This window comes from Mesorhizobium sp. M1328, from assembly GCF_040318075.1.
In the GTDB taxonomy this organism is placed as follows: domain Bacteria; phylum Pseudomonadota; class Alphaproteobacteria; order Rhizobiales; family Rhizobiaceae; genus Mesorhizobium.
This window is the reverse complement of the sequence record NZ_JAMYLO010000022.1, coordinates 29,700-51,770: the sequence shown is the minus strand read 5'-3', so window position 1 is coordinate 51,770 and position 22,071 is coordinate 29,700. Positions and strand designations below refer to the sequence as shown.

18 protein-coding genes are annotated in these 22,071 nt (G+C 63.2%); 4 read left to right on the top strand and 14 right to left on the bottom strand.

All coding sequences use genetic code 11. The features are described 5' to 3' along the window. Positions 1-23: 23 nt before the first annotated feature. The 9 genes from tatC to NKH23_RS28325 all read right to left on the bottom strand — a co-directional run bounded on the left by tatC (position 24) and on the right by NKH23_RS28325 (position 11,582). Positions 24-887, bottom strand: coding sequence for a twin-arginine translocase subunit TatC (tatC, locus tag NKH23_RS28365; protein ID WP_023720061.1), 864 nt, complete (start codon positions 885-887; stop codon positions 24-26). Then, positions 884-1,591, bottom strand: coding sequence for a Sec-independent protein translocase protein TatB (gene tatB, locus NKH23_RS28360; protein ID WP_352913410.1), 708 nt, complete (start codon positions 1,589-1,591; stop codon positions 884-886). Before tatB ends, tatC begins: the two co-directional genes overlap by 4 nt. A 28-nt stretch (positions 1,592-1,619) precedes the next feature. Then, complete coding sequence (locus tag NKH23_RS28355) at positions 1,620-1,841, bottom strand: twin-arginine translocase TatA/TatE family subunit (RefSeq protein ID WP_352490594.1); 222 nt, start codon at positions 1,839-1,841, stop codon at positions 1,620-1,622. Positions 1,842-2,019: 178 nt separating this feature from the next. Continuing rightward, positions 2,020-2,799 (bottom strand): SMC-Scp complex subunit ScpB, encoded by a 780-nt coding sequence (scpB, locus tag NKH23_RS28350; RefSeq protein WP_353026627.1) that lies wholly within the window; start codon positions 2,797-2,799, stop codon positions 2,020-2,022. After that, complete coding sequence (locus NKH23_RS28345; protein WP_023678931.1) at positions 2,796-3,596, bottom strand: segregation and condensation protein A; 801 nt, start codon at positions 3,594-3,596, stop codon at positions 2,796-2,798. Before NKH23_RS28345 ends, scpB begins: the two co-directional genes overlap by 4 nt. A 58-nt stretch (positions 3,597-3,654) precedes the next feature. Beyond that, a complete protein-coding gene (nagZ, locus tag NKH23_RS28340) occupies positions 3,655-4,674 on the bottom strand; it encodes a beta-N-acetylhexosaminidase (protein WP_353035937.1) in 1,020 nt (339 codons plus the stop codon). 118 nt (positions 4,675-4,792) lie between these two features. After that, positions 4,793-8,446 carry an SPOR domain-containing protein gene (locus NKH23_RS28335; RefSeq protein ID WP_353035935.1) on the bottom strand — a complete coding sequence of 1,218 codons (3,654 nt, stop codon included), beginning with the start codon at positions 8,444-8,446 and terminating at the stop codon, positions 4,793-4,795. A gap of 103 nt (positions 8,447-8,549) precedes the next feature. Beyond that, complete coding sequence (argS, locus tag NKH23_RS28330; RefSeq protein ID WP_353026631.1) at positions 8,550-10,307, bottom strand: arginine--tRNA ligase; 1,758 nt, start codon at positions 10,305-10,307, stop codon at positions 8,550-8,552. A 60-nt stretch (positions 10,308-10,367) separates the two neighbouring features. Beyond that, the gene (locus NKH23_RS28325) at positions 10,368-11,582 is read right to left on the bottom strand and encodes a deoxyguanosinetriphosphate triphosphohydrolase (protein WP_352721661.1); all 1,215 of its coding nucleotides are present in this window, start codon (positions 11,580-11,582) and stop codon (positions 10,368-10,370) included. A 73-nt stretch (positions 11,583-11,655) separates the two neighbouring features. Between NKH23_RS28325 and erpA the strand changes: the two genes are divergently transcribed. The 4 genes from erpA (at position 11,656) to NKH23_RS28305 (ending at position 13,615) form a co-directional block, all read left to right on the top strand. Next, positions 11,656-12,003: an iron-sulfur cluster insertion protein ErpA gene (erpA, locus tag NKH23_RS28320; protein WP_352913405.1), complete on the top strand. Its 348-nt coding sequence runs from the start codon at positions 11,656-11,658 to the stop codon at positions 12,001-12,003. A 2-nt stretch (positions 12,004-12,005) separates the two neighbouring features. Continuing rightward, positions 12,006-12,395 carry a VOC family protein gene (locus NKH23_RS28315; protein WP_352666048.1) on the top strand — a complete coding sequence of 130 codons (390 nt, stop codon included), beginning with the start codon at positions 12,006-12,008 and terminating at the stop codon, positions 12,393-12,395. Between the two features lie 30 nt (positions 12,396-12,425). Further along, positions 12,426-13,220 (top strand): exodeoxyribonuclease III, encoded by a 795-nt coding sequence (xth, locus tag NKH23_RS28310; protein WP_352721659.1) that lies wholly within the window; start codon positions 12,426-12,428, stop codon positions 13,218-13,220. Between the two features lie 77 nt (positions 13,221-13,297). Further along, on the top strand, positions 13,298-13,615 hold the full coding sequence (locus NKH23_RS28305; RefSeq protein ID WP_352721657.1) for a hypothetical protein: 318 nt from the start codon (positions 13,298-13,300) through the stop codon (positions 13,613-13,615). 23 nt (positions 13,616-13,638) lie between these two features. Here the strand turns inward: NKH23_RS28305 and NKH23_RS28300 are convergent, their stop codons facing one another. The 5 genes from NKH23_RS28300 to NKH23_RS28280 form a co-directional block, all read right to left on the bottom strand. Further along, the gene (locus NKH23_RS28300; RefSeq protein WP_023678939.1) at positions 13,639-14,475 is read right to left on the bottom strand and encodes a tetratricopeptide repeat protein; all 837 of its coding nucleotides are present in this window, start codon (positions 14,473-14,475) and stop codon (positions 13,639-13,641) included. Beyond that, the gene (ilvD, locus tag NKH23_RS28295) at positions 14,462-16,186 is read right to left on the bottom strand and encodes a dihydroxy-acid dehydratase (protein WP_352721656.1); all 1,725 of its coding nucleotides are present in this window, start codon (positions 16,184-16,186) and stop codon (positions 14,462-14,464) included. The genes NKH23_RS28300 and ilvD overlap by 14 nt, the downstream gene beginning before the upstream one ends. A 277-nt stretch (positions 16,187-16,463) precedes the next feature. Continuing rightward, a complete protein-coding gene (locus tag NKH23_RS28290) occupies positions 16,464-17,684 on the bottom strand; it encodes an OmpP1/FadL family transporter (protein WP_352979015.1) in 1,221 nt (406 codons plus the stop codon). Positions 17,685-18,064: 380 nt separating this feature from the next. Continuing rightward, positions 18,065-20,848, bottom strand: coding sequence for a valine--tRNA ligase (locus NKH23_RS28285; RefSeq protein WP_352913403.1), 2,784 nt, complete (start codon positions 20,846-20,848; stop codon positions 18,065-18,067). 293 nt (positions 20,849-21,141) lie between these two features. Next, positions 21,142-22,032 carry a DUF2497 domain-containing protein gene (locus NKH23_RS28280; RefSeq protein ID WP_353035932.1) on the bottom strand — a complete coding sequence of 297 codons (891 nt, stop codon included), beginning with the start codon at positions 22,030-22,032 and terminating at the stop codon, positions 21,142-21,144. Positions 22,033-22,071 lie beyond the last annotated feature (39 nt).

Below are 22,071 nucleotides of genomic sequence, written 5' to 3'. Positions count from 1 at the left end.
GATGCTGCCCGCCTCAACCGAACCTACGTCGAAGACGCGTCCGCCGGCTTTTCGGCCACCTCTTCGGTGGCGTCCTGCTTTTCGCGGGCCACACGGTCGCGCTCCTTGCTGCGCTCGATCAGCCGGGCCGACCAGATCGAGACCTCGTAGAGCAGGATCGTCGGAATGGCGAGGCCGATCTGGCTCATCGGGTCGGGCGGCGTCAGCACCGCCGCCACGACGAAGGCGATGACGATCGCCCATTTGCGCTTCTCGGCCAATCCCTGCGACGACAGCATGCCGACCCGCGTCATCAGGCTGGTCACCACCGGCAACTGGAACACCAGGCCGAAGGAGAAGATCAGCGTCATGATCAGGCTGAGATATTCGGACACTTTCGGCAGCAGCGAAATCTGCACCTGGTCGTTGGTGCCGGTCTGCTGCATGGCGAGGAAGAACCACATCACCATCGGCGTGAAGAAGAAATAGACCAGCGACGCGCCCATCAAGAACAGGATCGGCGAGGCGATCAGGAACGGCAGGAAGGCATTGCGTTCGTTCTTGTAGAGGCCGGGCGCGATGAATTTGTAGATCTGCGTGGCGATCAGCGGAAAGGCGATGACCATGCCGCCGAACATGGCGAGCTTGACCTGGGTAAAGAAGAATTCCTGCGGCGCCGTATAGATCAGCTCGACCTTGTGCGGGTCGAGCCCGGCCCATTGGGTCGCCCATCTGAACGGGATCACCAACAGGTTGAACAGCTTCTTGGCGAAGAAGAAGCAGACCAGGAAGGCGACGAAAAAACCGCCGATCGACCACATCAGCCGCCGGCGCAGCTCGATCAGGTGCTCCATCAGCGGAGCCGACGATTTTTCGATCTCGTCCTTTTCCGTGTCCGAAGTGCTCACTTGGCGGCTCCCGCCGTTTTCGTGGCGGCCGGCTTCTTCGTTGCTGTCGCAGGCTTCTTCGCTGCTGCCGCCGGCTTCTTCGCTGCTGACGACTGCGGTTTTGGCTCAGCTTTTGCGGCGGCCTTTGGCGCAGCGGTCTTTGCCGGCTTGGCCGGCGCGGCAGCCGCGGCTTTCGCGGGCGCCGGCTTCTTCTTTGCCGCCGGCGCTTTTTGCGGCACGGCCGCTGCAGCCGTTTGCGCCTGTACTGCCGGCGCCACGACGGACTCGTCCGTCATCGCCGGAAAGATCGGCGTGGCCGGCGTCGGCTCCGGCGGGCTGACGCCCGGCATCGTCGTTGCGCCGTTCTTCAGCGGCTCGGCCGCCTGCTCTGTCGAAGCGGCGGCATCGACGGCCGGCTTGGGCTTCATCACGGCATCGACGCCGGAACGGACGTCGGCGGCGGCCTGCTCGAATGGATTGAGCTGCTTCCTGATCTCGGCTGCCGGATTGAGGCTTCTCAGCGAATCGACCGACTTCTTGACGTCGTCGAGTTCGGCTTCCTTCAGCGCATCATTGAACTGCCGCTGGAAATCGGACGCCATGGCGCGCAGCTTCGCCGTCGTGCGGCCGAAGGTGCGCAGCATGTTGGGCAAATCCTTGGGCCCGACGACCACGATCATGACGATCGCGATCACCAGCATCTCGGTCCAGCCGACTTCGAACATGGCTATACGTTCCGACTAAAGTTTGGGCTCAGCTTTTGCTGGCCTTTTCCTTCGGTACCGAAACGGTTTCGTCGGCACGGTGTTCGACAGTGCGCTTGTCCTCGGCAGTCTCGTCGTCGGCCATGCCCTTTTTGAAGCTCTTGATGCCCTTGGCCATGTCGCCCATCAGCTCGGGGATCTTGCCGCGGCCGAAGACCAGCAGCACGATCACCAGAACGATCATCCAGTGCCAAATCGAAAATGAACCCATAGCAAATCTCTCTCGAACGGTTTCCCAGACGCTGATCTATGCGCTTTCGGGTTCGGATTCAAACAGAACTGCGACAGAGTTCATGAATGAGTGGCCGAAGTCACGCACTTTCGGCACGGCGGCCCGCTACCAATCGGCGCAGTTCCATCCTGCCTGTGGCTTTAAGATGGCGCTCGGCTCAATCTTCCGTGACTCGCGGCGTCAAAAGGCCGAGTTCTTCGAGGTCGATGTCGGTCAGCGGATCCTCGTCGTCGGTGAGCGGATCGGGGTCGGCCGGCGGCAGCGGCACCGAGAAATTCGACGGCATGCGGCCGGACAGCAGCCCCGCACCCTTCAATTCCTCCATGCCGGGGAGATCGCGTATCTCCTCCAGCGCGAAATGGTCGAGGAAAATATCGGTCGTGCCATAGGTGACGGGACGGCCGGGCGTACGGCGCCGGCCGCGCATCCTCACCCATTCGGTCTCCATCAGCGTGTCGAGCGTCCCCTTTGACGTCTCGACGCCGCGGATATCCTCGATCTCGGCACGCGTTACCGGCTGGTGGTAGGCGATGATCGCCAGCACTTCGAGGGCAGCGCGGGAAAGTTTGCGCTGTTGCACCGTGTCACGGCTCATCAGGAAGGCGAGGTCGCCGGCGGTGCGAAAAGCCCAGGCATCGCCGACGCGCACCAGATTGACGCCGCGCCGAGCATAGATCTGCTGCAGTTCGGCCATCGCCGCGGCAATGTTGATGCCGTCGGGCAGCCGCGAAGTGAGCTGTTTTGCGCTGACCGGCTCGGCGCTGGCGAATACGATCGCCTCGGCCATCCGTACGGCCTCCGCCATATGCAGCCGCTCGCCAGGATTCTGCGTCAAATTCTGCCCCTGGTTTTGTGCCGGGTTTTCGGCGACCGCGCCTTGCTCGACGTCGTCTTCGACCTTGAACGGAATGACCGAAGCGTTGGCGCGTTCGCTCATGGTGTCACCTCGACTATCTTGATGGCCTGGGCGCGGCCGCGCAGATAAAGCGGCGCGAACACCTGGTCCTGCCGCATCTCCATCTTGCCTTCGCGCACCAGTTCCAGCGTCGCGGCAAACGAGCTGGCAACCGCGGTGCGCCGCTCTTCCGGGCCGGCCAGATATTCGACCAGGAAACTGTCGAGCGCCGTCCAGTCGCGCAGCGACCCGATCAGCCTGGTCAGCACGTCGCGCGCATCCTTGAGCGACCAGACGCCGCGCCTGGCGATCGTCACATTGGTGATCGCCTGCTTCTGGCGCTGCTGGGCATAGGCGGTCAACAGGTCGTAGAGCGAGGCCGAATAGGCATTGCGCTTCTCGACGATGACCATTTCCGGCATGCCGCGTGCAAACACGTCGCGTCCGAGCCGGTTGCGGTTGACCAGGCGTGCCGCCGCGTCGCGCATCGCCTCCAGCCGCTTCAGCCGGAACTGCAGCACCGCCGCCAGCTCCTCGCCGCTTTCGCCTTCGTCGCCGGGCTGCTTGGGGATCAGGAGCTTCGATTTGAGAAACGCCAGCCACGCCGCCATCACCAGATAGTCGGCGGCAAGCTCCAGCCTTAGCGCCCTCACCTTCTCGACGAAGGCCAGATACTGTTCGGCCAGCGCCAGGATCGAGATACGCGACAGGTCGACCTTCTGATTGCGGGCAAGATGCAGCAGAAGATCGAGCGGACCTTCGAAGCCGGCCACATCGACGACCAACGCCGGATCGCCGGTCAGCCGAGAATCGTCGTTCTCGGCCCACAAGCGGTCCATCGGTGCGGCCTTGCCGGCCTTCAGGTCCAATGTTTCCGCCACTTCGCTTCCTTTGATGCTAGGCCACCGCGTCGAAATAACTGGCAAATTCGGCCCGAATCTCGGTCTCGTCCGCCACGTCACGGTTCCTGATATAGGTCAGCGCCCGCTCCGCGCGCTCAAACGACTTGCCTTCCAGCCCGGTCGTGCGCGATGCAATGCCGGCCATCTCCTCGAACACGCCGTTGCAGTGAAGGACCAGATCGCAGCCCGCCGCAAGGATAGCGGCCGCTTTCGACGGGAAATCCCCAGAAAGTGCCTTCATCGAGGTATCGTCGCTCATCAACAGACCGTCGAAGCCGATTTCGCCGCGGATGATCTTTTCGATGACCTTGCCGGATGTCGTGGCCGGGTTCTTCGGGTCGATCGCGCTATAGACGACATGCGCCGTCATCGCCATCGGCAAATGGTTGAGCTCCCTGAACGGGGCAAAATCATGCCGCTGCAAGTCGCCGATCGAGGCGTCGACGGTCGGCAGTTCGAAATGCGTGTCGGCGAATGCCCTTCCATGGCCGGGAATATGCTTCATCACCGGCAGCACGCCGCCCGCCATCAGGCCTTCCGCCGCGGCGCGACCCAATTCGATGACGGCGCGCGGCTCCTTGCCATAGGCGCGCGCGCCGATGACGTCGCTGGCGCCCTCGATCGGCACGTCGAGCACCGGCAGGCAATCCGCCGTGATACCGTAGCGCAGCAGATCGAAGGCATGCAGCCGCGCCATCAGCCAGGCGGCACGGGTGCCGGCGTCATGATCGTCGCGCCACAAGACACCGAGTGCGCCGGCAGCCGGATAGTTCGGCGCCAGCGGCGGCCGCAGGCGCTGCACCCGACCGCCCTCCTGGTCGATGAATACGGGCGCATCCGCACGCCCGACGCAGTCGCGCATGGCGGCGACCAGATCGCGGATCTGCTCGGTCTCGCCGATATTGCGCGCAAACAGGATGAAGCCCCACGGGCATTCGTTGCGGTAGAAACGGATCTCGTCGCGGGTCAGTGATTTCCCGGCGCAGCCGAGGATCATGGATTTTGATTCGGTCATGCGGAACAGTTTAGAGCTTCGCGCCGACAAAGGGAATCGCCCGCAATTGCCTCCAAAGGTTTCCGTTTACGCAAAAAGCCGGCGCGAGCGCCGGCTTTTCGAGGGGGCTTTGGTGCCGCTAGTGGGACACGAAGCAATTGCCGCCGGCAGCCTTGTAGCTGGTGCACAGTTTGATCGCCTCGTTGCGAGACTGCGCCGGAACGCGGACGCGGTAGAAGGTGCCCTTGCCGGCAATCTCGGCCTTGACGATGTTGGCGGTGCGGCCGGAAAGCACGCTGCCGTAGCGGCGTTGCAGATCCTGGTAAGTCGCCTGGGCGCTTTCGACTGTCGGCTGCGAAGCGATCTGTATCGACCACGAACCAGCGCCGGCCGCAGCCGGATCGATGGAAGCAACCTGATCGGGCTTGACCTCGCCGACCACGTCGACCGGCTGGTCGGACGGACGCTGCGGCGCCACTGGAACCGTGGCCGGGGTGCTGGCGGACTGCTTGCTGGCTGACGGCTGGGCCTTGGCTTCAGCCTTTGTGTCGGGCTTGGGCGCCGGCTGCAGCTTGGTGGTTTCGGCCTGATCGCCACTCGGCTGGTCGCCACTCGGCTGGTCACCAATCTTCTGATCGCCAATCTTCGGATCACTTGTCATTTGGTCGATCAGGGGCACGGTGCCGGTCTGCGCGGCGGCGTCGGCCTGGCCCGCCGGAGCCACGTGCTGCGGCGCCGGATCGGCCGGCTCGGCAGCAGCCATCTGCGGGGCGGCAGGCGCCGGATCTTCGCGCGCCACCAGCGAGCCGTCAGGTTTCACGACCATGGTCCGTACCTTGCGCGGCGCAACGGCGACGATCTCGGGGTTTGCACCCTTCTCGGCCTCCTGCAGGACCTGCGCGATGCGATCCTCGGACTTGGGCGCCGGTGCGGCGGCGGTTTCGGAAGCGCCAGCTGCATTGGCGCCAAGCGCGCTGGGGTCAGACGCGTTGGTGTCAGGCACGTTGGTGCCAGACGCGTCGGTGTCGGACGCCACGGTGCCGGGCGCGTCGATATCGTCTGCGGCATCGGGGTCATTGGGCGAAAGATCGACGACGCGGCTCTCCGGTTCGTTGGCCTTCAGGTCCACAGGCTCTTCGGTGTTGGTGACCAGCTTCTGCTGAACGGGCTCGGCGGGCTTGGCGCCCTTGACCACAGCGTCATAAACCTTGTTGTCCTGGTTCGGCACGACGGTGCCGCCTGGATTTTCCGGCTTGATCTTGATCGGCCTGTTGTCCGCCTTGACGATAACCGGCGCATCGCTGCCGCTCTTGCCGCCGTGGGTCAACGCAAAGGCGCCAAGGCCTCCGGCGATCGCCACCGCGCCAACCACCGCTCCTATCAGCAGCCCGCGCCTGCGCGGCTGCCTTTCGGCCCCGCGTTCGGCAAGACCCGGAACCGACATCTCCTCGTCCAGTTCGGGATCGTAATCGAGCTCATCGAAGGTGAAATCGTCGGCCTGCGAAACCGGCTGGCCACTGGGCAATGGGGCCAGATCGAAACCGTCCGCTGCATCGGCATAGGAAGCGGCCGCCGCGCTGACGGGGGCTTCCGCAGGCTTGGCGCCATAGGCGCGCGTCTCGCCGCGATCCTGCTTATAGCCAGACGCGAAGCCGGCATCGTATTCATCGTCGTAGCCAGCACTGCGCACCGGGGCGGGCGCTATATCCGTGGCATTCATTTCGGTGAGAAGGCTGGCAAAATCGGCATCAAGATCGTCGTAGGCGGGCGCCACCGGCTCGTCATCGTCGAAGTTGAGCTCCGGAATGTCGAGATCGTCCGCCAGCGCCACGACGCGCTCGGGCACGTCGACCGTCTCGACATCGGGCATCTCGTCATATGCGGAAGGCTGTTGATGCGAGGTTGGTGCAGCTTCCGTGTAGGCGGGCCGATCTTCATAGGACGGCCTCTCTTCGACCGGTGCGGCCCGATTGGACGGCGTTGCAGCCGGCTGCGGCGGTGCCGGACGCGCCGAAGCGACCGGCTGGCTTGCAAAAGCGGGCTGAGGCTGTGCGACGGGCGTCACGCGGCTCCACGAGCGGGCCGGCTCGGGCGGTGTGGCGCGTGTCGTCAGCCAGTTCAGCGCATCGAGCGGATCTTCTTCGGAAGCAGCTGCGGCACTCTTGTCGGCCGAGTCATGATCCAGGCCGATATTCCTGGCGAAGTCGGCATCGAGCGCATCGTTGTCTAAATCATCCGCAGGTCCGGCAGCGGCTTCAACACCGAAATCCTCGCCTTCAAGCTCATCGAGGAGGACACTGCCAAGATCGGCGTCATCGGCGGCACTGGACTGCTGCGGCTCAGCGGGCTCGTGCTCGTCGAGTTCCCAATCCAGCTCGTCGACAGGATGCACCGGTTCGTTGGTGACGTCTTCAGCCGCACCCATGGGCTGTTCAGCAGCCACTGCTGGCTTCTGAATTACCGGCGCGACGGGCTGCTGAGCAACCATAACGGGCTTCTGGGCAGGCTGCTGGGCAGACTGCTGGCTTGTCTGAGGTTCGTTGACCGTTTGTGCCGGTCGTGTGCTCATCGCACCCAGCAGCGCGTTCAGCTCGTCCTCCAGGCTGCGTTCCTCAGCCACTGGGGCCGTCGGGACGACAGCGGCGGCCGGCGCCGCTGGTTCGGCTGCAACGACCTGCGCCACCGGCTCTTCGGCGTCCTCGGCAGGCGCATCGTCGAAGCTCAGATCGAAATCGTCGTCGAACGCCGCTTCGGCGGCCGTGCCGGAAAGCCGGGCGGCCTCTGGCTCTTCGATCGACAGCTCTTCGATAAACGCTGGTTCTTCGATTTCGGCAGGCTCGTTCGGGCGAACGTCGAAGTCCATGTCGACATCGGCCATGGCATCATCGAAATGGCCGGCAAGATCCTCATCGGCCGAAACCGCCTCAGCCGGCGATGCCGGGGCGGCGACCGCCGGCTCATGTTCGTCGAACATCAGCTCGTCTTCGAGCGAGCTTGCAACGGCATCGTCGAACTCGTCATCGAACGCAGGCGCGGCGGCTTGCGCCGCGGTTTCAACGGCGACGGTCTGCTCCATCGGCTCATGCTCTTCAAACATCAGCTCATCTTCGAGCGAACTTGCCACGGCGTTGTCGAACTCATCGTCGAAGGCGGGCCCTTCGACCGGCTCGATAGCCTCGGCTGCGGCCCTGGGTTCATCCTCGCCGGTCACCGCGATCTTGGCCGTCACATCGTCGTCGAGCCGAAAATCCTGGTCGAGCGAGGCGGCAAGTTCGTCGTCACTCGAAAGGTCATCCTCGAACGGCGACACGTCTTCGAGCGAGCCGGCGACGGCGTTATGAAACTCGTCGTCGAACTCCGGCTCGACAGCGGGAGCGAACGATCTTTCGGGGCCGGAGGCAATTTCGTCGGCGGCAACAGGAGCGGCCGCAAAAGGAGCAGCATCATCCGCCGCACTGTCGTCGAACGCGAAATCCTGTTCGAACGAGGCGGCAAGCGCGTCCTCAATTTCATCCGCGGTAGCCGGTTCGGGTGCCGGCTCGCGAAGCTCGGCAGGGGAAGCATTGTCATTGGCGTCGGCGCCGAACTCGCCCATCAACTCCTTCTCGAGATCGATGTCGAAATCGCCCTCGTCCACCGGAGGCTCGACGGCAGCGGTTTTCGGCTGGGCCGGGGTTTGCGGTTTGACCGGCTGGCGCGGGTCGAACCCCATGATCCTGGTCAGTTCCGCGAACGGATCATCGTTGGCGATGTCGTTGTGGTCGGCTGCTCTCAGCTGGGTTCTGTCTGCCATTATTGTTCCCGAACTCGCACTCATTCGGACGCCATGGACGTCGCGTAGGGTTGGCCCTTACCAGCGCAATGTGGGCAAAAGGTGACAGGTTTTTTACTCAAACCTAACGCATTTCGGTGGGCGCATTGGCTCCGATCAGCGTCAGGCCGGACGTCAAAACGTCCGAAACAGCCTGCACCAGCCCTAGTCTGGCATGCGTCAATTGTCGGTCGTTAACCTTAACAAAACGTAAGTCGGGATTATCGGTGCCCCGGTTCCAGTGTCCGTGGAAGCTGGAAGCGAGTTCGTAGAGGTAAAATGCCAGCCGGTGGGGCTCGAGCGCGAGCGCCGCCGCTTCGATCAGCCGCGGATATTCGGCGAGTTTCCTGATCAGGCCGATCTCACCCTCATCGGTCAGCAAAGCCACTTCGGCGGCCAGCTGGTTGCGGTCGAACATGGCCTCGCCCAATTGCTCGCTCGCCTGCCGAAACACCGAATGGCAGCGCGCCGAGGCGTACTGCACGTAGAACACCGGATTGTCCTTCGACTGCTCGGTCACCTTGGCGAAGTCGAAGTCGAGCGGCGCGTCGTTCTTGCGATAGAGCATCATGAAGCGGATCGGGTCGCGGCCAACCTCCTCGACCACTTCGCGCAAGGTCACGAACTCGCCGGACCGCTTCGACATGCGCACCGGCTCGCCGGCGCGAAACAGCCTCACCAGTTGGCAAAGCAGCACGGTTAGCTTGACCTCGTCGCCCGCAATCGCCCGGGCAAGCGCTTCCAGCCGTTTCACATAGCCGCCATGATCGGCGCCAAGCACATAGATCAGATCGACGAAGCCGCGATCGACCTTGTCCTTGAGATAAGCGACGTCGGCGGCGAAATAAGTGAAGGTGCCGTCCGACTTGACCAGCGCCCGGTCCATATCGTCGCCGACTGCGGTCGAGCGGAACAGCGTCTGCTCGCGGTCCTCCCAGTCGTCCGGCTTCTCGCCCTTGGGCGGCGGCAGCTTGCCCTTGTAGATGTGGCCCTTCAGCGTCAGGTCGCTGATCGCCGAGCGGATCTTCTTCGCATTGTTGGCATGCAGCGTCCGCTCGGAGAAGAAGACGTCGTGATGCACGTTGAGCAGCGCCAGATCCTCGCGGATCATCGTCATCATCGCATCGATCGTCCTGTCCTTGACGATGGCAAGCGCCTCCTCGTCCGGCATCTGCAGCAGGGAGCGGCCGAATTCGTTGGCCAGCGCCTGACCAACGGGGATCAGATAGTCGCCTGGATAAAGCCCGGCCGGAATGTCGCCGATCTCATCGCCAAGCGCCTCGCGGTAGCGCAGCATGACCGAGCGTCCGAGCACATCGATTTGCGAACCGGCATCGTTGATGACGTATTCCTTGGTCACGTCGTAACCGGCGAAGGCCATCAGATTGGCGAGCGCGTCGCCGACCACGGCACCCCGGCAATGCCCGACATGCATCGGGCCGGTCGGGTTGGCCGAGACATATTCGACATTGGTTTTCTTGCCGCCGCCGACCGTCGAGCGGCCGTAGTTGCGGCCTTCGCCGAGCAGCGCCGTCAGATGCGCCTGCCAGAAGCCGTCCTTGAGCCTGAGATTGACAAAGCCCGGGCCGGCGATCTCGGCGGCCGCGATATCCTCGTCGGCGCGCAGCGCCTCGGCCAGCCTTTCGGCCAGCGCACGCGGGTTCTGGCCGGTCGGCTTGGCCAACACCATGGCTGCGTTGGTCGCGAGGTCGCCATGGCTGGCATCGCGCGGCGGCTCGACAGCGATGCGCGACAGGTCCGGCGACACGCCATCCTTGTCTTTCAAATCAAGCGCTTCGACGGCCTTTATGATTCGCGCGTTGAAATCGGCGAAGATGTTCATTGCTATGGCTCTGACGGTTTTGCAGGGATCCGGCGCGTTGGCCGGCAAATCGAGCCCGCCCTAGCTCAAATCCGGCGTATGGTCAAACAAACGCCTGTGTTCCTTGAGCGCATAAGTGTCCGTCATGCCGGCCAGGAAATCGGCAACACTGCGCGCCTTGACGCGGTCCTCTGCCCGGTCGAGCCCTTCGCGCCAGCCATCCGGCATGGCGCGCGGATCGGCGAAATAAACGTCGAACAGGTCCCTGACGATCTGGTCGGCATCGGCGCGCACCCGCATGACCTCCGCGTGCCGGTAGAGGTGCTTGTAAAGAAAGGCCTTCAGCTCCTTTTCCGATGCGGCCGTTTCGGCGGAGAAGCTCACCATCGTCTCGCCGGCCGCCCTTACCGCTTCGGCGCTGCCGGGTTTGATGCGCGCCAGATTGGCCGTCGTCGAGACGATCACGTCCTCGACCATGATGGTGATCTGCCGGCGCATCAGCTCGTGGCTGGTGCGTACGTCATCGAGCGCCGGATAGCGCTCACGCACGCCCTTGAGGATCGACCCCGGCAGCGAGACATCCTCCAGCATATCCAGCGTCAACAGCCCTGCCCTCAAGCCGTCATCGATGTCGTGGGTGTTGTAGGCGATGTCGTCGGCAATCGCCGCGCACTGGGCCTCGATACCGGCGAAGCGGTCGAGTTCGAGGTCGTGCAGTTCGGAATAGTCGCGGATTGCCTGCGGCACCGGCCCCTTCAGCCCTTTCCCTTTGGCATCGGTCAGCGGGCCATTGTGCTTGACCAGCCCCTCCAGCGTTTCCCAGGTGAGGTTCAGCCCGTCGAACTCGGCATAGCGCCGCTCCAGCCGCGTCACCACGCGCAGCGATTGTGCATTGTGGTCGAAGCCGCCCCAGGCGGCCATCTTATCGTTCAGCGCGTCCTCGCCGGTATGGCCGAAGGGCGTGTGGCCGAAGTCGTGCACCAGGGCCACCGCCTCGGCCAGGTCCTCGTCGCCGCGCAGCGCCCGCGCCAGAGCGCGTGCAATTTGCGCCACCTCGATCGAATGCGTCAGCCTTGTGCGGTAATGGTCGCCTTCATGTGCGACGAACACTTGCGTCTTGTGCTTCAGCCGGCGGAACGCCGTCGAATGGATGATGCGGTCGCGGTCGCGCTGGAACGGCGTGCGCGTCGGGCTTTCCACCTCGTCGAACAGCCGCCCGCGCGATTTCGCCGGGTCGCTGGCATAGGCCGCGCGCGGCCGATAGCCGAATCCGATGTCGCCCAACTCGTTGGTCATAGCGTATGCCGCAGTTGACTTGCCCCGTCGCGCTTCATACCTATCATACAAAACCGAAAGCAAGGTGACGCCCATGGGCGCTGATGCCAAGACCGCCATGAAAGTCGAGATGACCGACGCCGCCGCCAGGCGGATCGCCAAGATTGTTGCGAGCGAAGCCGATAAGACGGCCCTGCGCGTTTCGGTCGAGGGCGGCGGCTGTTCCGGCTTCTCCTACAAGTTCGATCTGGTCGACAGGCGCAATGACGACGACGTCGCCATCGAAAAGGACGGCGCCACCGTGCTGATCGACGACCTGTCGCTGGTCTATATGGGCGGCTCGGTGATCGATTTCGTCGACGATCTGATGGGCCAGTCGTTCCAGATCAGAAACCCCAATGCGGTCGCCTCCTGCGGCTGCGGCACCAGCTTCTCGATCTAGAAATGCCCGACATCGGCGCGGTCCGTCAGGTCGCGCTTTCCGCCGGACGCGACCTCGACGCAACGCTGGCGTTCTGGCGCGAGGTGCTCGGCATGAGCCTGCATGCGCGTTTCGATCCTCCAGGCATCGCCTTCATCATGGCAGGTGACGTGCGCCTGCTTTTCACCGACGGCCTGCCGGCTGGCACCGTCTATCTCGACATCTCGGGCCTCGAAGAGTTCCACGCTTCGGCAAAGGCCGCCGGCGTCCCCTTCACCGCGCCGCCGGCGCTCGTCCATCGCGACACCGAAGGCCTGTTCGGCCAGGCGGGGGAAAGCGAATGGATGGCCTTCCTAAAGGACCCGGCAGGCAATACGATCGGCCTTGTCGAACGTCACCCGCCGGATCGCTAGTCTCCGGACCACCAGCCTATCGAGGCCGTCATGAAAATCGTCACCTGGAACATCAACGGCGTTCGCGCCCGCATCGGCAATTTGACCCATTGGCTGACGGAAAGCGCGCCAGACATCGCCTGCCTGCAGGAGATCAAGACCGTCGACGAGCAGTTTCCTCGCGCCGAGATCGAGGCGCTCGGCTACAATGTCGAGACTTACGGCCAAAAAGGCTTCAACGGCGTCGCCATCCTGTCGAAGCTGCGTTTCGACGAGGTCAATCGCGGCTTGCCGGGCGACGATGCCGACGAGCAGGCGCGTTTCATCGAAGGCGTGTTCTCGACCGACAAGGGCGCCTTGCGCGTTGCCTCGATCTATCTGCCGAACGGCAACCCGATCGACGACGAGAAGAAGTTCTCCTACAAGCTTTCCTGGATGGCGCGGCTGGAGCGCTGGGCCGAGGAGCGGCTTGCACTGGAAGAGCCGCTGGTTCTGGCCGGCGACTACAATGTCATTCCGGAGCCTATCGACGCGAAATATCCGGAAAACTGGCTAAGCGATGCGCTGTTCCAACCCGCGACGCGGCAGGCGTTCCGGCGGCTGAAGAATCTCGGCTTCACCGAAGCCGTGCGTGCCGTCAGCGACGCCCCGGACGTCTTTACGTTCTGGGACTATCAGGCCGGCGCCTGGCAGAAGAACAACGGCATCCGCATCGACCACCTGCTTTTGTCGCCCGAGGCCGCCAACTGGTTTTCCTCGGCCTCGATCGAAAAACAGGTGCGCGCCTGGGAAAAGCCCTCCGACCACGTACCGGTGGCGATCGATCTGGCGCTGCAGCCGGCCTGACCGGAGCTGCTGTCCGGCGGCACATTGATAAGTTGACCTCTTATCGCCACAAATCGCGCGCTTGATGGGAAATCATCATGGTGGCTGGGGTTCCCATGACTACTCGATTTGCATTCTGCCCGATCGGCTGCGCGCTTGCGATGGCGGTAGCGACGCCGGCTTTTGCCGATGCAGAATGCCTTGCCAACGGCAAATCATTCCAGATCGGCCGGGTCGCCTGCCTGACGGTTGCAGGCGGGAGCCATCTCGCCCGTTGCGACATGGTGCTCAACAACACGTCCTGGACAAAGCTCCGCGACGGCTGCCCGGAGGACACACTGGCCCCACATCTGCAGGGCACGCCGATCTCAACACCGGCGCCCGGCGGCGTGCCGGCGGAACCGACCGCGAATTGATTTAAATCTACAATCCCGCCGACCTATTGGTCGCCGCCACCCTTGGTGAGGATGTCGTCGGCCAGCGAGATCGCGGTGCGGCGGTCGGCTTCGCCGGCGGCCGCAAACGCTTCTTCCTGCATGCCGCGGATCCATGGCTGGTCGGCGGGTGAGGCCCGTTCGAGCGCCGCGGTCATCATCGCCAGCCCCCGCACGATCTTGCCGCTTTGGAAAAGCAGGTTGCCGAGCGTCGCCTGCGCGCCCGCGTGGCCCTTTTCGGCCGCCAGCTGGAACCAGCGTCCGGCCTGCTTGACGCTGGCCTTGACGCCGCCCTCACCCTTGAGGAACATCTGGCCCATCTCGAACTGGGCGTTCGGGTTGCGGTAGTTGGCGGCGGCACGCATGTAATATTCCTGGGCCGCCACCTCGTTCTCCTCGACGGGGCTGCCGGGAATGCCTTTCCTCAGATAGTCGCCAAGCGCCACCAGCGCGTCCGAAACATAGCTTTCCTCGGGCGAACCGGGCTCGACATCCTGGTCGACGATCTCGCTAAAGAACTTGAACGCCGCGTAGTCGTCTCGCGCCACGCCGTCGCCTTCCGCATACATGCGCGCAAGCTTCCAGGTGGCGCCGATCTGGCCGTTCTCGGCGGCATATTTATACGCTTCCGCGGCCTGCTCCTTATGGCCGTTCTTGTAGGCGGAAAAGCCGAACTGGAACACCGCCCAAGGGCTCGACTGCGGCTTCACGCCGGTCTTGTCGTCGAATACCTTGTCGTCGAAAGCCATGGCCTGGCCGACGGCGCCCAAGGTCGCGCCAAAAGTGGCGAGCGCAACCAGTGCCGAAAGGACAGACGACCTCAACAACTCAGATGTCCGCATAGCAGTGTGTTTCTTTGGCACCGCCGGGATGGGTGACCGCGCCGTCGCGGGCAGATCCGACCGTCTGTGCGTATTTCCAGATCGCGCCCGACTGATAATCGGTCGTGCGCGCCTTCCATGCTTTTGCCCTCGCCGCCAGTTCGGCTTTGGACAATGCAACCTCGATCGTGCCGTTCACCGCATCGATCGAGATCAAGTCGCCATCCCTAAGCAGCCCGATCGGGCCGCCCACTGCCGCTTCCGGCCCGACATGGCCGATGCAGAAACCGCGCGTTGCGCCCGAAAAACGCCCGTCGGTGATGAGCGCCACCTTGCCGCCCATGCCCTGGCCGTAGAGAGCCGCCGTCGTCGACAGCATTTCGCGCATGCCCGGGCCGCCGCGCGGACCCTCGTAACGGATGACGAGAACCTCGCCTTCCCTGTAGTTGCGATGTGTAACCGCTTCGAAACATTCCTCTTCCGAATCGAAGCAGCGCGCCGGACCCGAGAATTTCAGTTCCGCCATACCAGCGACCTTCACGATCGCGCCTTCGGGGGCAAGGTTACCCTTCAAGCCCACGACCCCGCCGGTCTGGGTAATCGGCCTGTTGGCGGGACGGACCACATCCTGACTGTCATTCCAGGAAACATGTTCCATATTTTCGGCCAAAGTGCGGCCGGTCACCGTCAGGCAATCGCCATGAAGATAGCCATGGTCGAGCAGCGTCTTCATCAAGAGCGGAATGCCGCCGGCCTCGAACATGTCCTTGGCGACGTATTTGCCGCCCGGCTTGAGGTCGGCGATATAGGGTGTTTTCTCGAATATCCTGGCCACGTCGAAAAGATCGAACTTTATCCCGGCCTCGTGCGCGATCGCCGGCAGATGCAGCGCCGCGTTGGTCGAGCCGCCGGTGGCCGAGACCACGGTCGCGGCATTTTCCAACGCTTCTATAGTAACGATGTCGCGCGGGCGGATGTTCCTTGCGATCAGCTCCATGATCTTTTCGCCGGAAGCGAAATTGAAGCGGTCGCGCATCTCGTAGGGTGCCGGCGCGCCGCAGGAATAGGGCAGCGCCAGGCCGATCGCCTCAGCGACGGTGGCCATGGTATTGGCGGTGAACTGGGCGCCGCAGGAGCCGGCAGACGGACAGGCGGCTTGCTCGATCTCGAGCAGCTCGGCGTCGCTGATGGTGCCGACCGAATGCTGGCCCACCGCCTCGAACACGTCCTGTACAGTGATCTGCCGGCCACGGTAGCTGCCGGGCAGGATCGAGCCGCCATAGATGAAGATCGACGGTACGTTGAGGCGCACCATGGCCATCATCATGCCGGGCAGCGACTTGTCGCAACCGGCCAATCCGACCAACGCATCGTAGCAATGGCCGCGCATCGTGAGCTCGACCGAGTCGGCGATGACCTCGCGCGACACCAGCGACGACTTCATGCCCTGATGGCCCATGGCGATGCCGTCGGTGACGGTGATGGTGCAGAATTCGCGTGGCGTGCCATTGGCGGATGCCACGCCCTTCTTGACCACTTGCGCCTGGCGCATCAGCGAGATGTTGCAGGGTGCTGCTTCGTTCCAGCAGCTGGCGACACCGACCAGCGGCTGCGCGATCTCGGCCGCCGACAGCCCCATCGCATAGAGGTAGGAGCGATGCGGTGCCCGCTCGGGACCAACGGTCACGTGGCGGCTCGGCAGCTTGGCCTTGGAGATCCCTCTGGCGTCCATACTCGTCCTTGCCGCGGGCGGTGCGGCCTGCCTCTTCGCCTAGCCTTTTGGCGCGTGTCCCGAGACAAGTTTGAGGTGCGCCGGGTTTATGGCGGGAAATAGGCAATGTTCCCGGGCGGCCGGGTGGCGCGAGGGTTGTTCAGAAACTGTTGCCAAAACGTCACAATTATCGGAGCGAACATCATGGGCCAATTGTTGCGCTGGCCGAACGCCGGATGATGCACCGAACAAAACGGCCGGGCAACGCCCGGCCGTTTTGTCGTTTAAAAATCTGTAGTTAGAACTTGATCTTGACGGAAGCCGAACCGGCGAGAAGCAGGTCGTTGCCGTAGGTATAGGTGACGGCATTTGCCACGTCGCCGACACCGCTGAAAGTCGATGACCCGCTCGTCAGCACACCGATCGAGCCGCCGAGCCTGACCTCGACCTGGTCGTTCGGCGAATAGGAGACGCCGCTGGCAACGGCCCAGGTATCCGACTGATAGCCCGAGGTCGTCGAGGTGCCGCGATCCCAGGTCAGCGAAACCACGCCCGACAATTGATCGGTGAACTTGTGACCGATACCGCCCGTGACCGTCCAGCCGTCGCGATAAAGCAGGTCGAATGAAACGGGCGAGGGAGCACCGGTCACCGGACTGCGTACGCCATTGATGGCAATGACGCCAAGCTTGCTCCACTCCTGCCAGCGGATGGAACCGAAGGCCAGCCAGCCAGGAGCTATACCGCTCTGCAGCTTGAATTCCAGAGCCTGAGGTATCTCAGCCGACGCCGAGACTGGGTACACCCCGGTGGAGCCAGGAACCAGATCCGCTGGAAAGGCGCCCCTGAAGCCGGTCGTGTCGACCGTTCCCGACAGCCCGTCATATTTGTAGCTGGAAGAGTACATCAGGCTGGCGCGCAGAGCGATCTCGGGGATCTCATAGGCTGCGCCCGCACGCCAACCCCACGCCTCGTCGGATAGCTTGAATACGCCGAGGCCGGTATTGCCGAAGGCGAGCAGTGTCTGGCGGGACAGAAACGCGTCGACCTGCTGGTAGGAGACGCCGCCGATGAATCGTATGGAGCCCTTGCCGACGTTCACCTTGTAAGAGCAGGTGAGACCGAAATCGTCTGTGTCGACGGCGTATTTGACCGCTGTCGGTGAATAGGCGTTGTTCATGCCGAAATTTGCGTCCGCACCATACGGTCTCGTATAGGTGGCAAGACAGTCTACGGGCTCAAAGATGTTGGCCTTGATGCCGACATGCGGCACCGCATAGTCGCCACCAACGTCCACCGCCGATGTCGACAAACCCGAGCCGTCGAGGCGCTGCACATTCTTGAGTTTGCGCTGCGGCGAAACATAGGTGACGCCCGCATCGAACGAATATGGCGCCGCGTCGAACAGCTGGTCGATGTTGACGCCGCCCCGGTCAAAGCCCCCGGCTTGCACCGTCCCAGCCAAAGCCAGCGAAAAAGCCCCCGCGCCCAGCAGCACTTTCAGACGCGAATAACACATGAATCTCCTCCCCGAAATATCCTTGCATCAAGCTAGAACCAATTCAGGTTAACGGCGCAACAACGAATTCGCCGTGCGTACATGTACACCTTGGCTGAACGCATTTCCGACAAGGTGTCGGCCTTCTTCCCGAGACGGGAAAATGGCCGCCTCAATACAAATCGACGAGAAAACTCGGGAAAACCGCCCAAATCACTACAGAACAGTGCATTTTGAGTGCCCAGTCAGCCATTGTTACATTACGGCAACAATGGGGCAAAAACATCAGTTTGCCTCAAGATTTACGCTGCGGAATGCCTGTTTTCGTGGCAGGCGGCCTATCTGGAAAGCAGATTCGTGACCGGCGAATCTATCCCGGCCAGCCGGCCCAATTTGTTTGATCAGCCGGCCTCGCGTACCCGCGTCAATGCCACCGAAAGCTTCTCTTGCGCCTCGCGATATTCGGCGAGTTTTTCGCGCTCGGCCTCCACCACCTCTTCCGGCGCGTTGGCGACGAATTTCTCGTTGGACAGCTTCTTGTAGAGCCGCGCTATTTCCTCGGTCACCTTGGCAAGTTCCTTCTGCAGGCGCGCTGCCTCCGCGGCAAGGTCGATCAGGCTGCCGAGCGGCAGGCAGATGGTCGCTTCGTTAAGCACGATCTGCGCGGAGCCCTTGGGTGCCGCATCGACCAGCGAGATGTCGCCGACCCGCGCCAGCCGCTTGATTGCCGATGCCTGGCGCTCCAGCCTTTCGTGTGTCGTGTCATTGGCACCGATCACCATCAGGGGAGCTATCGCCGCCGGCGGCACGTTCATTTCCGAACGCACCGAGCGGATGCCGGAGACGAGATCGACCAGCCAGTTGATATCGGCGGCGGCCTCCTCGTCCTCGAAATCGGGCGACGGCCAAGCCGCATGACAAAGCAGCGACGGCCGTTGCCTGCCCTCGCCGGCGGTTTCGGCCCACAGTTCCTCGGTCATGAACGGCATCATCGGATGCAGCAGCTTATAGATCTCGTCCAGCACGAAGGCGACGCATGCCCTGCTCTCGGCCTTGGCGGCCTCGTCGGCGCCCATGAACACCGGCTTCAGCAGTTCCAGGTACCAGTCGCAGAATTGGTTCCAGACGAACCGGTAGGCGGCGCCCGCCGCCTCGTTGAAGCGGTATGAGGTGATACCGTCGGTTATGTCTCGCGCGGCTCGCGTCAGCTCCGTCAGGATCCAGCGATTGACCGCGAGCTTGGCGTCCTGCAGCCAGAAATCGTCGTCGCGCGCCACTTCGTTCATCTCGGCAAAACGCGTCGCGTTCCACAGCTTGGTGCCGAAATTGCGGTAACCGGCAATGCGGGCCGGATCGAGCTTAACGTCGCGCCCTTGCGCTGCCATCACCGTCAAGGTGAAGCGCAGCGCATCGGCGCCATATTCGTCGATGAGCTCGAGCGGATCGATGACGTTGCCTTTCGACTTCGACATCTTCTGCCCGTTCTTGTCGCGAACCAGCGCATGGACATAGACCGTGTGGAACGGCTCCTGGTCCATGAAATGCAGGCCCATCATCATCATGCGGGCGACCCAGAAGAAGATGATGTCGAAACCGGTGACCAGCACGTCGGTCGGGTAATAGGTCTTCAGCTCCGGCGTCTGGTCCGGCCAGCCGAGCGTCGAGAACGGCCACAGCGCCGACGAGAACCATGTATCGAGCACGTCCTCGTCGCGGGTCAGGATCTCGCCAGGCTGGAAATTCTCGAGCTTGTCCTCGACCCAGGCCTTCCACGGCCCTTCCAGCGCCAGATAATATTCGACGGCGGCACCGAGCGCTTCTTCCTCGGTCTTTTCGACAAAGACATGCCCGTCCGGGCCGTACCAGGCAGGGATCTGGTGGCCCCACCAGAGCTGGCGCGAAATGCACCAGGGCTGGATGTTCTCCATCCAGTCGAAATAGGTCTTTTCCCAGTTTTTGGGCACGAAATTGGTACGGCTCTCGCGCACCGAGGCGATCGCCGGCTTGGCCAGTTCCGCCGCATTGACATACCACTGGTCGGTCAGAAACGGCTCGATCGGCACGCCGCCACGGTCGCCGTGCGGGACAGTGTGGCGATGCGGCTCGACCTTCTCGAGAAAGCCGCCCGCCTCCATCAGCTCGACGATCTTCCTGCGCGCATCGAAACGGTCGAGGCCGTCCAGGCTGTCCCAGACGGCCTGGCGCTCCGGCGTCACTTCCAGTCCGGCGAGAAAGTCCTCATTGTCCTTGAGGCTCACCGCCGCATTGACGGTGAGGATGTTGACCGCCGGCAGCCGGTGGCGCTTGCCGACCTCGAAATCGTTGAAGTCATGCGCCGGCGTGATCTTGACCGCACCGCTGCCTTTTTCGGGATCGGAATACTCGTCCGCCACCACCGGGATCTTGCGGCCGACGATCGGCAGGATGAGGTTCTTGCCGACAAGATGCCGGAAACGTTCGTCGTCGGGGTGGACTGCTACAGCCGTATCGCCCAGCATCGTCTCCGGGCGGGTCGTCGCAACGGTGATGAAGGTCTTCGGATTCTCCGGATCGAAGGTCACGCCCGCGACCGGATAGCGGAAGTGCCACAGATTGCCGTTGACTTCCTGCTGCTCGACCTCGAGATCCGAGATGGCGGTCAACAGCTTCGGGTCCCAGTTCACAAGGCGCTTGTCCTTGTAGATCAGCCCTTCCTTGTAGAGCGTCACGAACACTTCGAGCACGGCCTTGGACAGGCCTTCGTCCATAGTGAAGCGCTCCCGGCTCCAGTCGGCCGAGGCTCCGAGCCGCTTCAGCTGGTTGAGGATGGCGCCGCCGGACTCGGCCTTCCACTCCCAGACCTTGTCGATGAACTCATCGCGCGTCAGGTCGCGGCGGTGGATCTGCTTTTCCATCAGCTGGCGCTCGACCACCATCTGCGTGGCGATGCCGGCATGATCCATGCCCGGCTGCCACAAGACGTTCTTGCCGCGCATGCGCTCGAAGCGCACCAGAATGTCCTGCAGCGTGTTGTTGAGCGCGTGGCCCATATGCAGCGAGCCGGTGACGTTCGGCGGCGGGATGACGATGGTGAAGGCTTCAGCCCCCTCCTCGGCCCCGGCCCCGGCCCGAAACGCGTCGGCCTCTTCCCAGATCCTGGCAATCTTCGGCTCGACGGCTTTGGCGTCGTAGGTCTTTTCGAGCATGGGAAAACGGTCCGCGCTGTCCGGAATTTGTGGTCCGGTGTAAATCGGAAGGTTGTTGCCAAGTCAACCGCAAGGGCGGCGGGTTTGTTCCACGCTACGGATCACACGAGTTTGTCCGTTCCGCGGGGTCATCGCGCTCGAATTCGACATGGCTTTCCCAAAGCCGGGGCAGTCGGCTCAGTCCGAACGGCGACGTGTGGCGATAAGGCTTGAAATGGCCGCGCTGAACCGCCTAGCGCTCACGAGAGCTCCAGATAGCCCATAATAACTTCTCCTGGCTGCAGGCTGCTGTGCTACTGCGCGCCGCGCGCGACGCGCTCGATTTCCTCGCGCACCAGCCGCTCGACCAGCGTCGGCAGGTTGTTGTCCAGCCAGTCCTGCAGCATGGGCCGCAGCATCTCCTCGGCCATCTCGTCGAAGGTCTTCTTGCTGCGGCTGGCAAACGCGTCGGAGAGCTCGCCGAAGGCGGCGGCAACCTGCCGGCCCGTATGCTCCGAAAGGATCGCCGGACGTGCGGGCGGCGCCTCGCTGGCCGCCGGACGCGCCAATCCGATTTTCGAAGATTCCGGGCCGATTTTCGAAGGTTCCGGGCCGATTTTCGAAGGTTCCGGGCCACTTTCCGAAAGCTCCGGCCCAATTTCCGAAGGCTCTGGCGCAGGTCCAGCACTCGCCTCGCCCTCGAAAACCTCGGCTTTCGGCTTGGCGTCCGGCGTACGGAGTGGCTCGGCGCGCTCCGGCTTGGCTATCGCGTCGCCGACCGCGGCGATCTCGCGCCGCCAATCGGCGATGATAGTGTCGGTCGTCTCGGCAGCCTTGGCCGTCGCAGGCCGATCCGGCTTTGCGGGCGGTTCGGGAGCGGCGTTCACCTCAGCCAGCGTCACCGCTGCTTTTACAGGGCCGGGGCGCAGCGGCGTTTCCAGGCGCTCAATGACCGGCGCGGCCGCTGGCTGCACCTCGGCGCGCGTGGCCGGCTTGGCGATCTCCAGTCCGCCGCGCAGTTCGGAGCGGAACGCATCCCCCTCCGCTGCCCGTCCGGCTGCCGGCGCCGGTTGCAGATCCTGGCGCAGCTCCTCCGCGTCGCCCGGCTGCTTGCGGCCGGTATCGCTGTCCTCGATGATCCTTCTGATGGAAGCCAGTATCTCTTCCATGGAAGGTTCGCGCTGTACGCTGCTCGCCGTCGCCATCGTCACATCCGCCGCCCTTGTGACTCGTTCTCAGATTTC

What these genes read in the sequence shown, in the direction of transcription:
- tatB (WP_352913410.1), bottom strand. Translation starts at nt 1,591, where the DNA reads ATGTTCGAAGTCGGCTGGACCGAGATGCTGGTGATCGCGATCGTCATG.
- NKH23_RS28355 (WP_352490594.1), bottom strand. Translation starts at nt 1,841, where the DNA reads ATGGGTTCATTTTCGATTTGGCACTGGATGATCGTTCTGGTGATCGTG.
- scpB (WP_353026627.1), bottom strand. Translation starts at nt 2,799, where the DNA reads ATGAGCGAACGCGCCAACGCTTCGGTCATTCCGTTCAAGGTCGAAGAC.
- NKH23_RS28345 (WP_023678931.1), bottom strand. Translation starts at nt 3,596, where the DNA reads ATGGACCGCTTGTGGGCCGAGAACGACGATTCTCGGCTGACCGGCGAT.
- nagZ (WP_353035937.1), bottom strand. Translation starts at nt 4,674, where the DNA reads ATGACCGAATCAAAATCCATGATCCTCGGCTGCGCCGGGAAATCACTG.
- NKH23_RS28335 (WP_353035935.1), bottom strand. Translation starts at nt 8,446, where the DNA reads ATGGCAGACAGAACCCAGCTGAGAGCAGCCGACCACAACGACATCGCC.
- argS (WP_353026631.1), bottom strand. Translation starts at nt 10,307, where the DNA reads ATGAACATCTTCGCCGATTTCAACGCGCGAATCATAAAGGCCGTCGAA.
- NKH23_RS28325 (WP_352721661.1), bottom strand. Translation starts at nt 11,582, where the DNA reads ATGACCAACGAGTTGGGCGACATCGGATTCGGCTATCGGCCGCGCGCG.
- erpA (WP_352913405.1), top strand. Translation starts at nt 11,656, where the DNA reads ATGGGCGCTGATGCCAAGACCGCCATGAAAGTCGAGATGACCGACGCC.
- NKH23_RS28315 (WP_352666048.1), top strand. Translation starts at nt 12,006, where the DNA reads ATGCCCGACATCGGCGCGGTCCGTCAGGTCGCGCTTTCCGCCGGACGC.
- xth (WP_352721659.1), top strand. Translation starts at nt 12,426, where the DNA reads ATGAAAATCGTCACCTGGAACATCAACGGCGTTCGCGCCCGCATCGGC.
- NKH23_RS28305 (WP_352721657.1), top strand. Translation starts at nt 13,298, where the DNA reads ATGGTGGCTGGGGTTCCCATGACTACTCGATTTGCATTCTGCCCGATC.
- NKH23_RS28300 (WP_023678939.1), bottom strand. Translation starts at nt 14,475, where the DNA reads ATGCGGACATCTGAGTTGTTGAGGTCGTCTGTCCTTTCGGCACTGGTT.
- ilvD (WP_352721656.1), bottom strand. Translation starts at nt 16,186, where the DNA reads ATGGACGCCAGAGGGATCTCCAAGGCCAAGCTGCCGAGCCGCCACGTG.
- NKH23_RS28290 (WP_352979015.1), bottom strand. Translation starts at nt 17,684, where the DNA reads ATGTGTTATTCGCGTCTGAAAGTGCTGCTGGGCGCGGGGGCTTTTTCG.
- NKH23_RS28285 (WP_352913403.1), bottom strand. Translation starts at nt 20,848, where the DNA reads ATGCTCGAAAAGACCTACGACGCCAAAGCCGTCGAGCCGAAGATTGCC.
- NKH23_RS28280 (WP_353035932.1), bottom strand. Translation starts at nt 22,032, where the DNA reads ATGGCGACGGCGAGCAGCGTACAGCGCGAACCTTCCATGGAAGAGATA.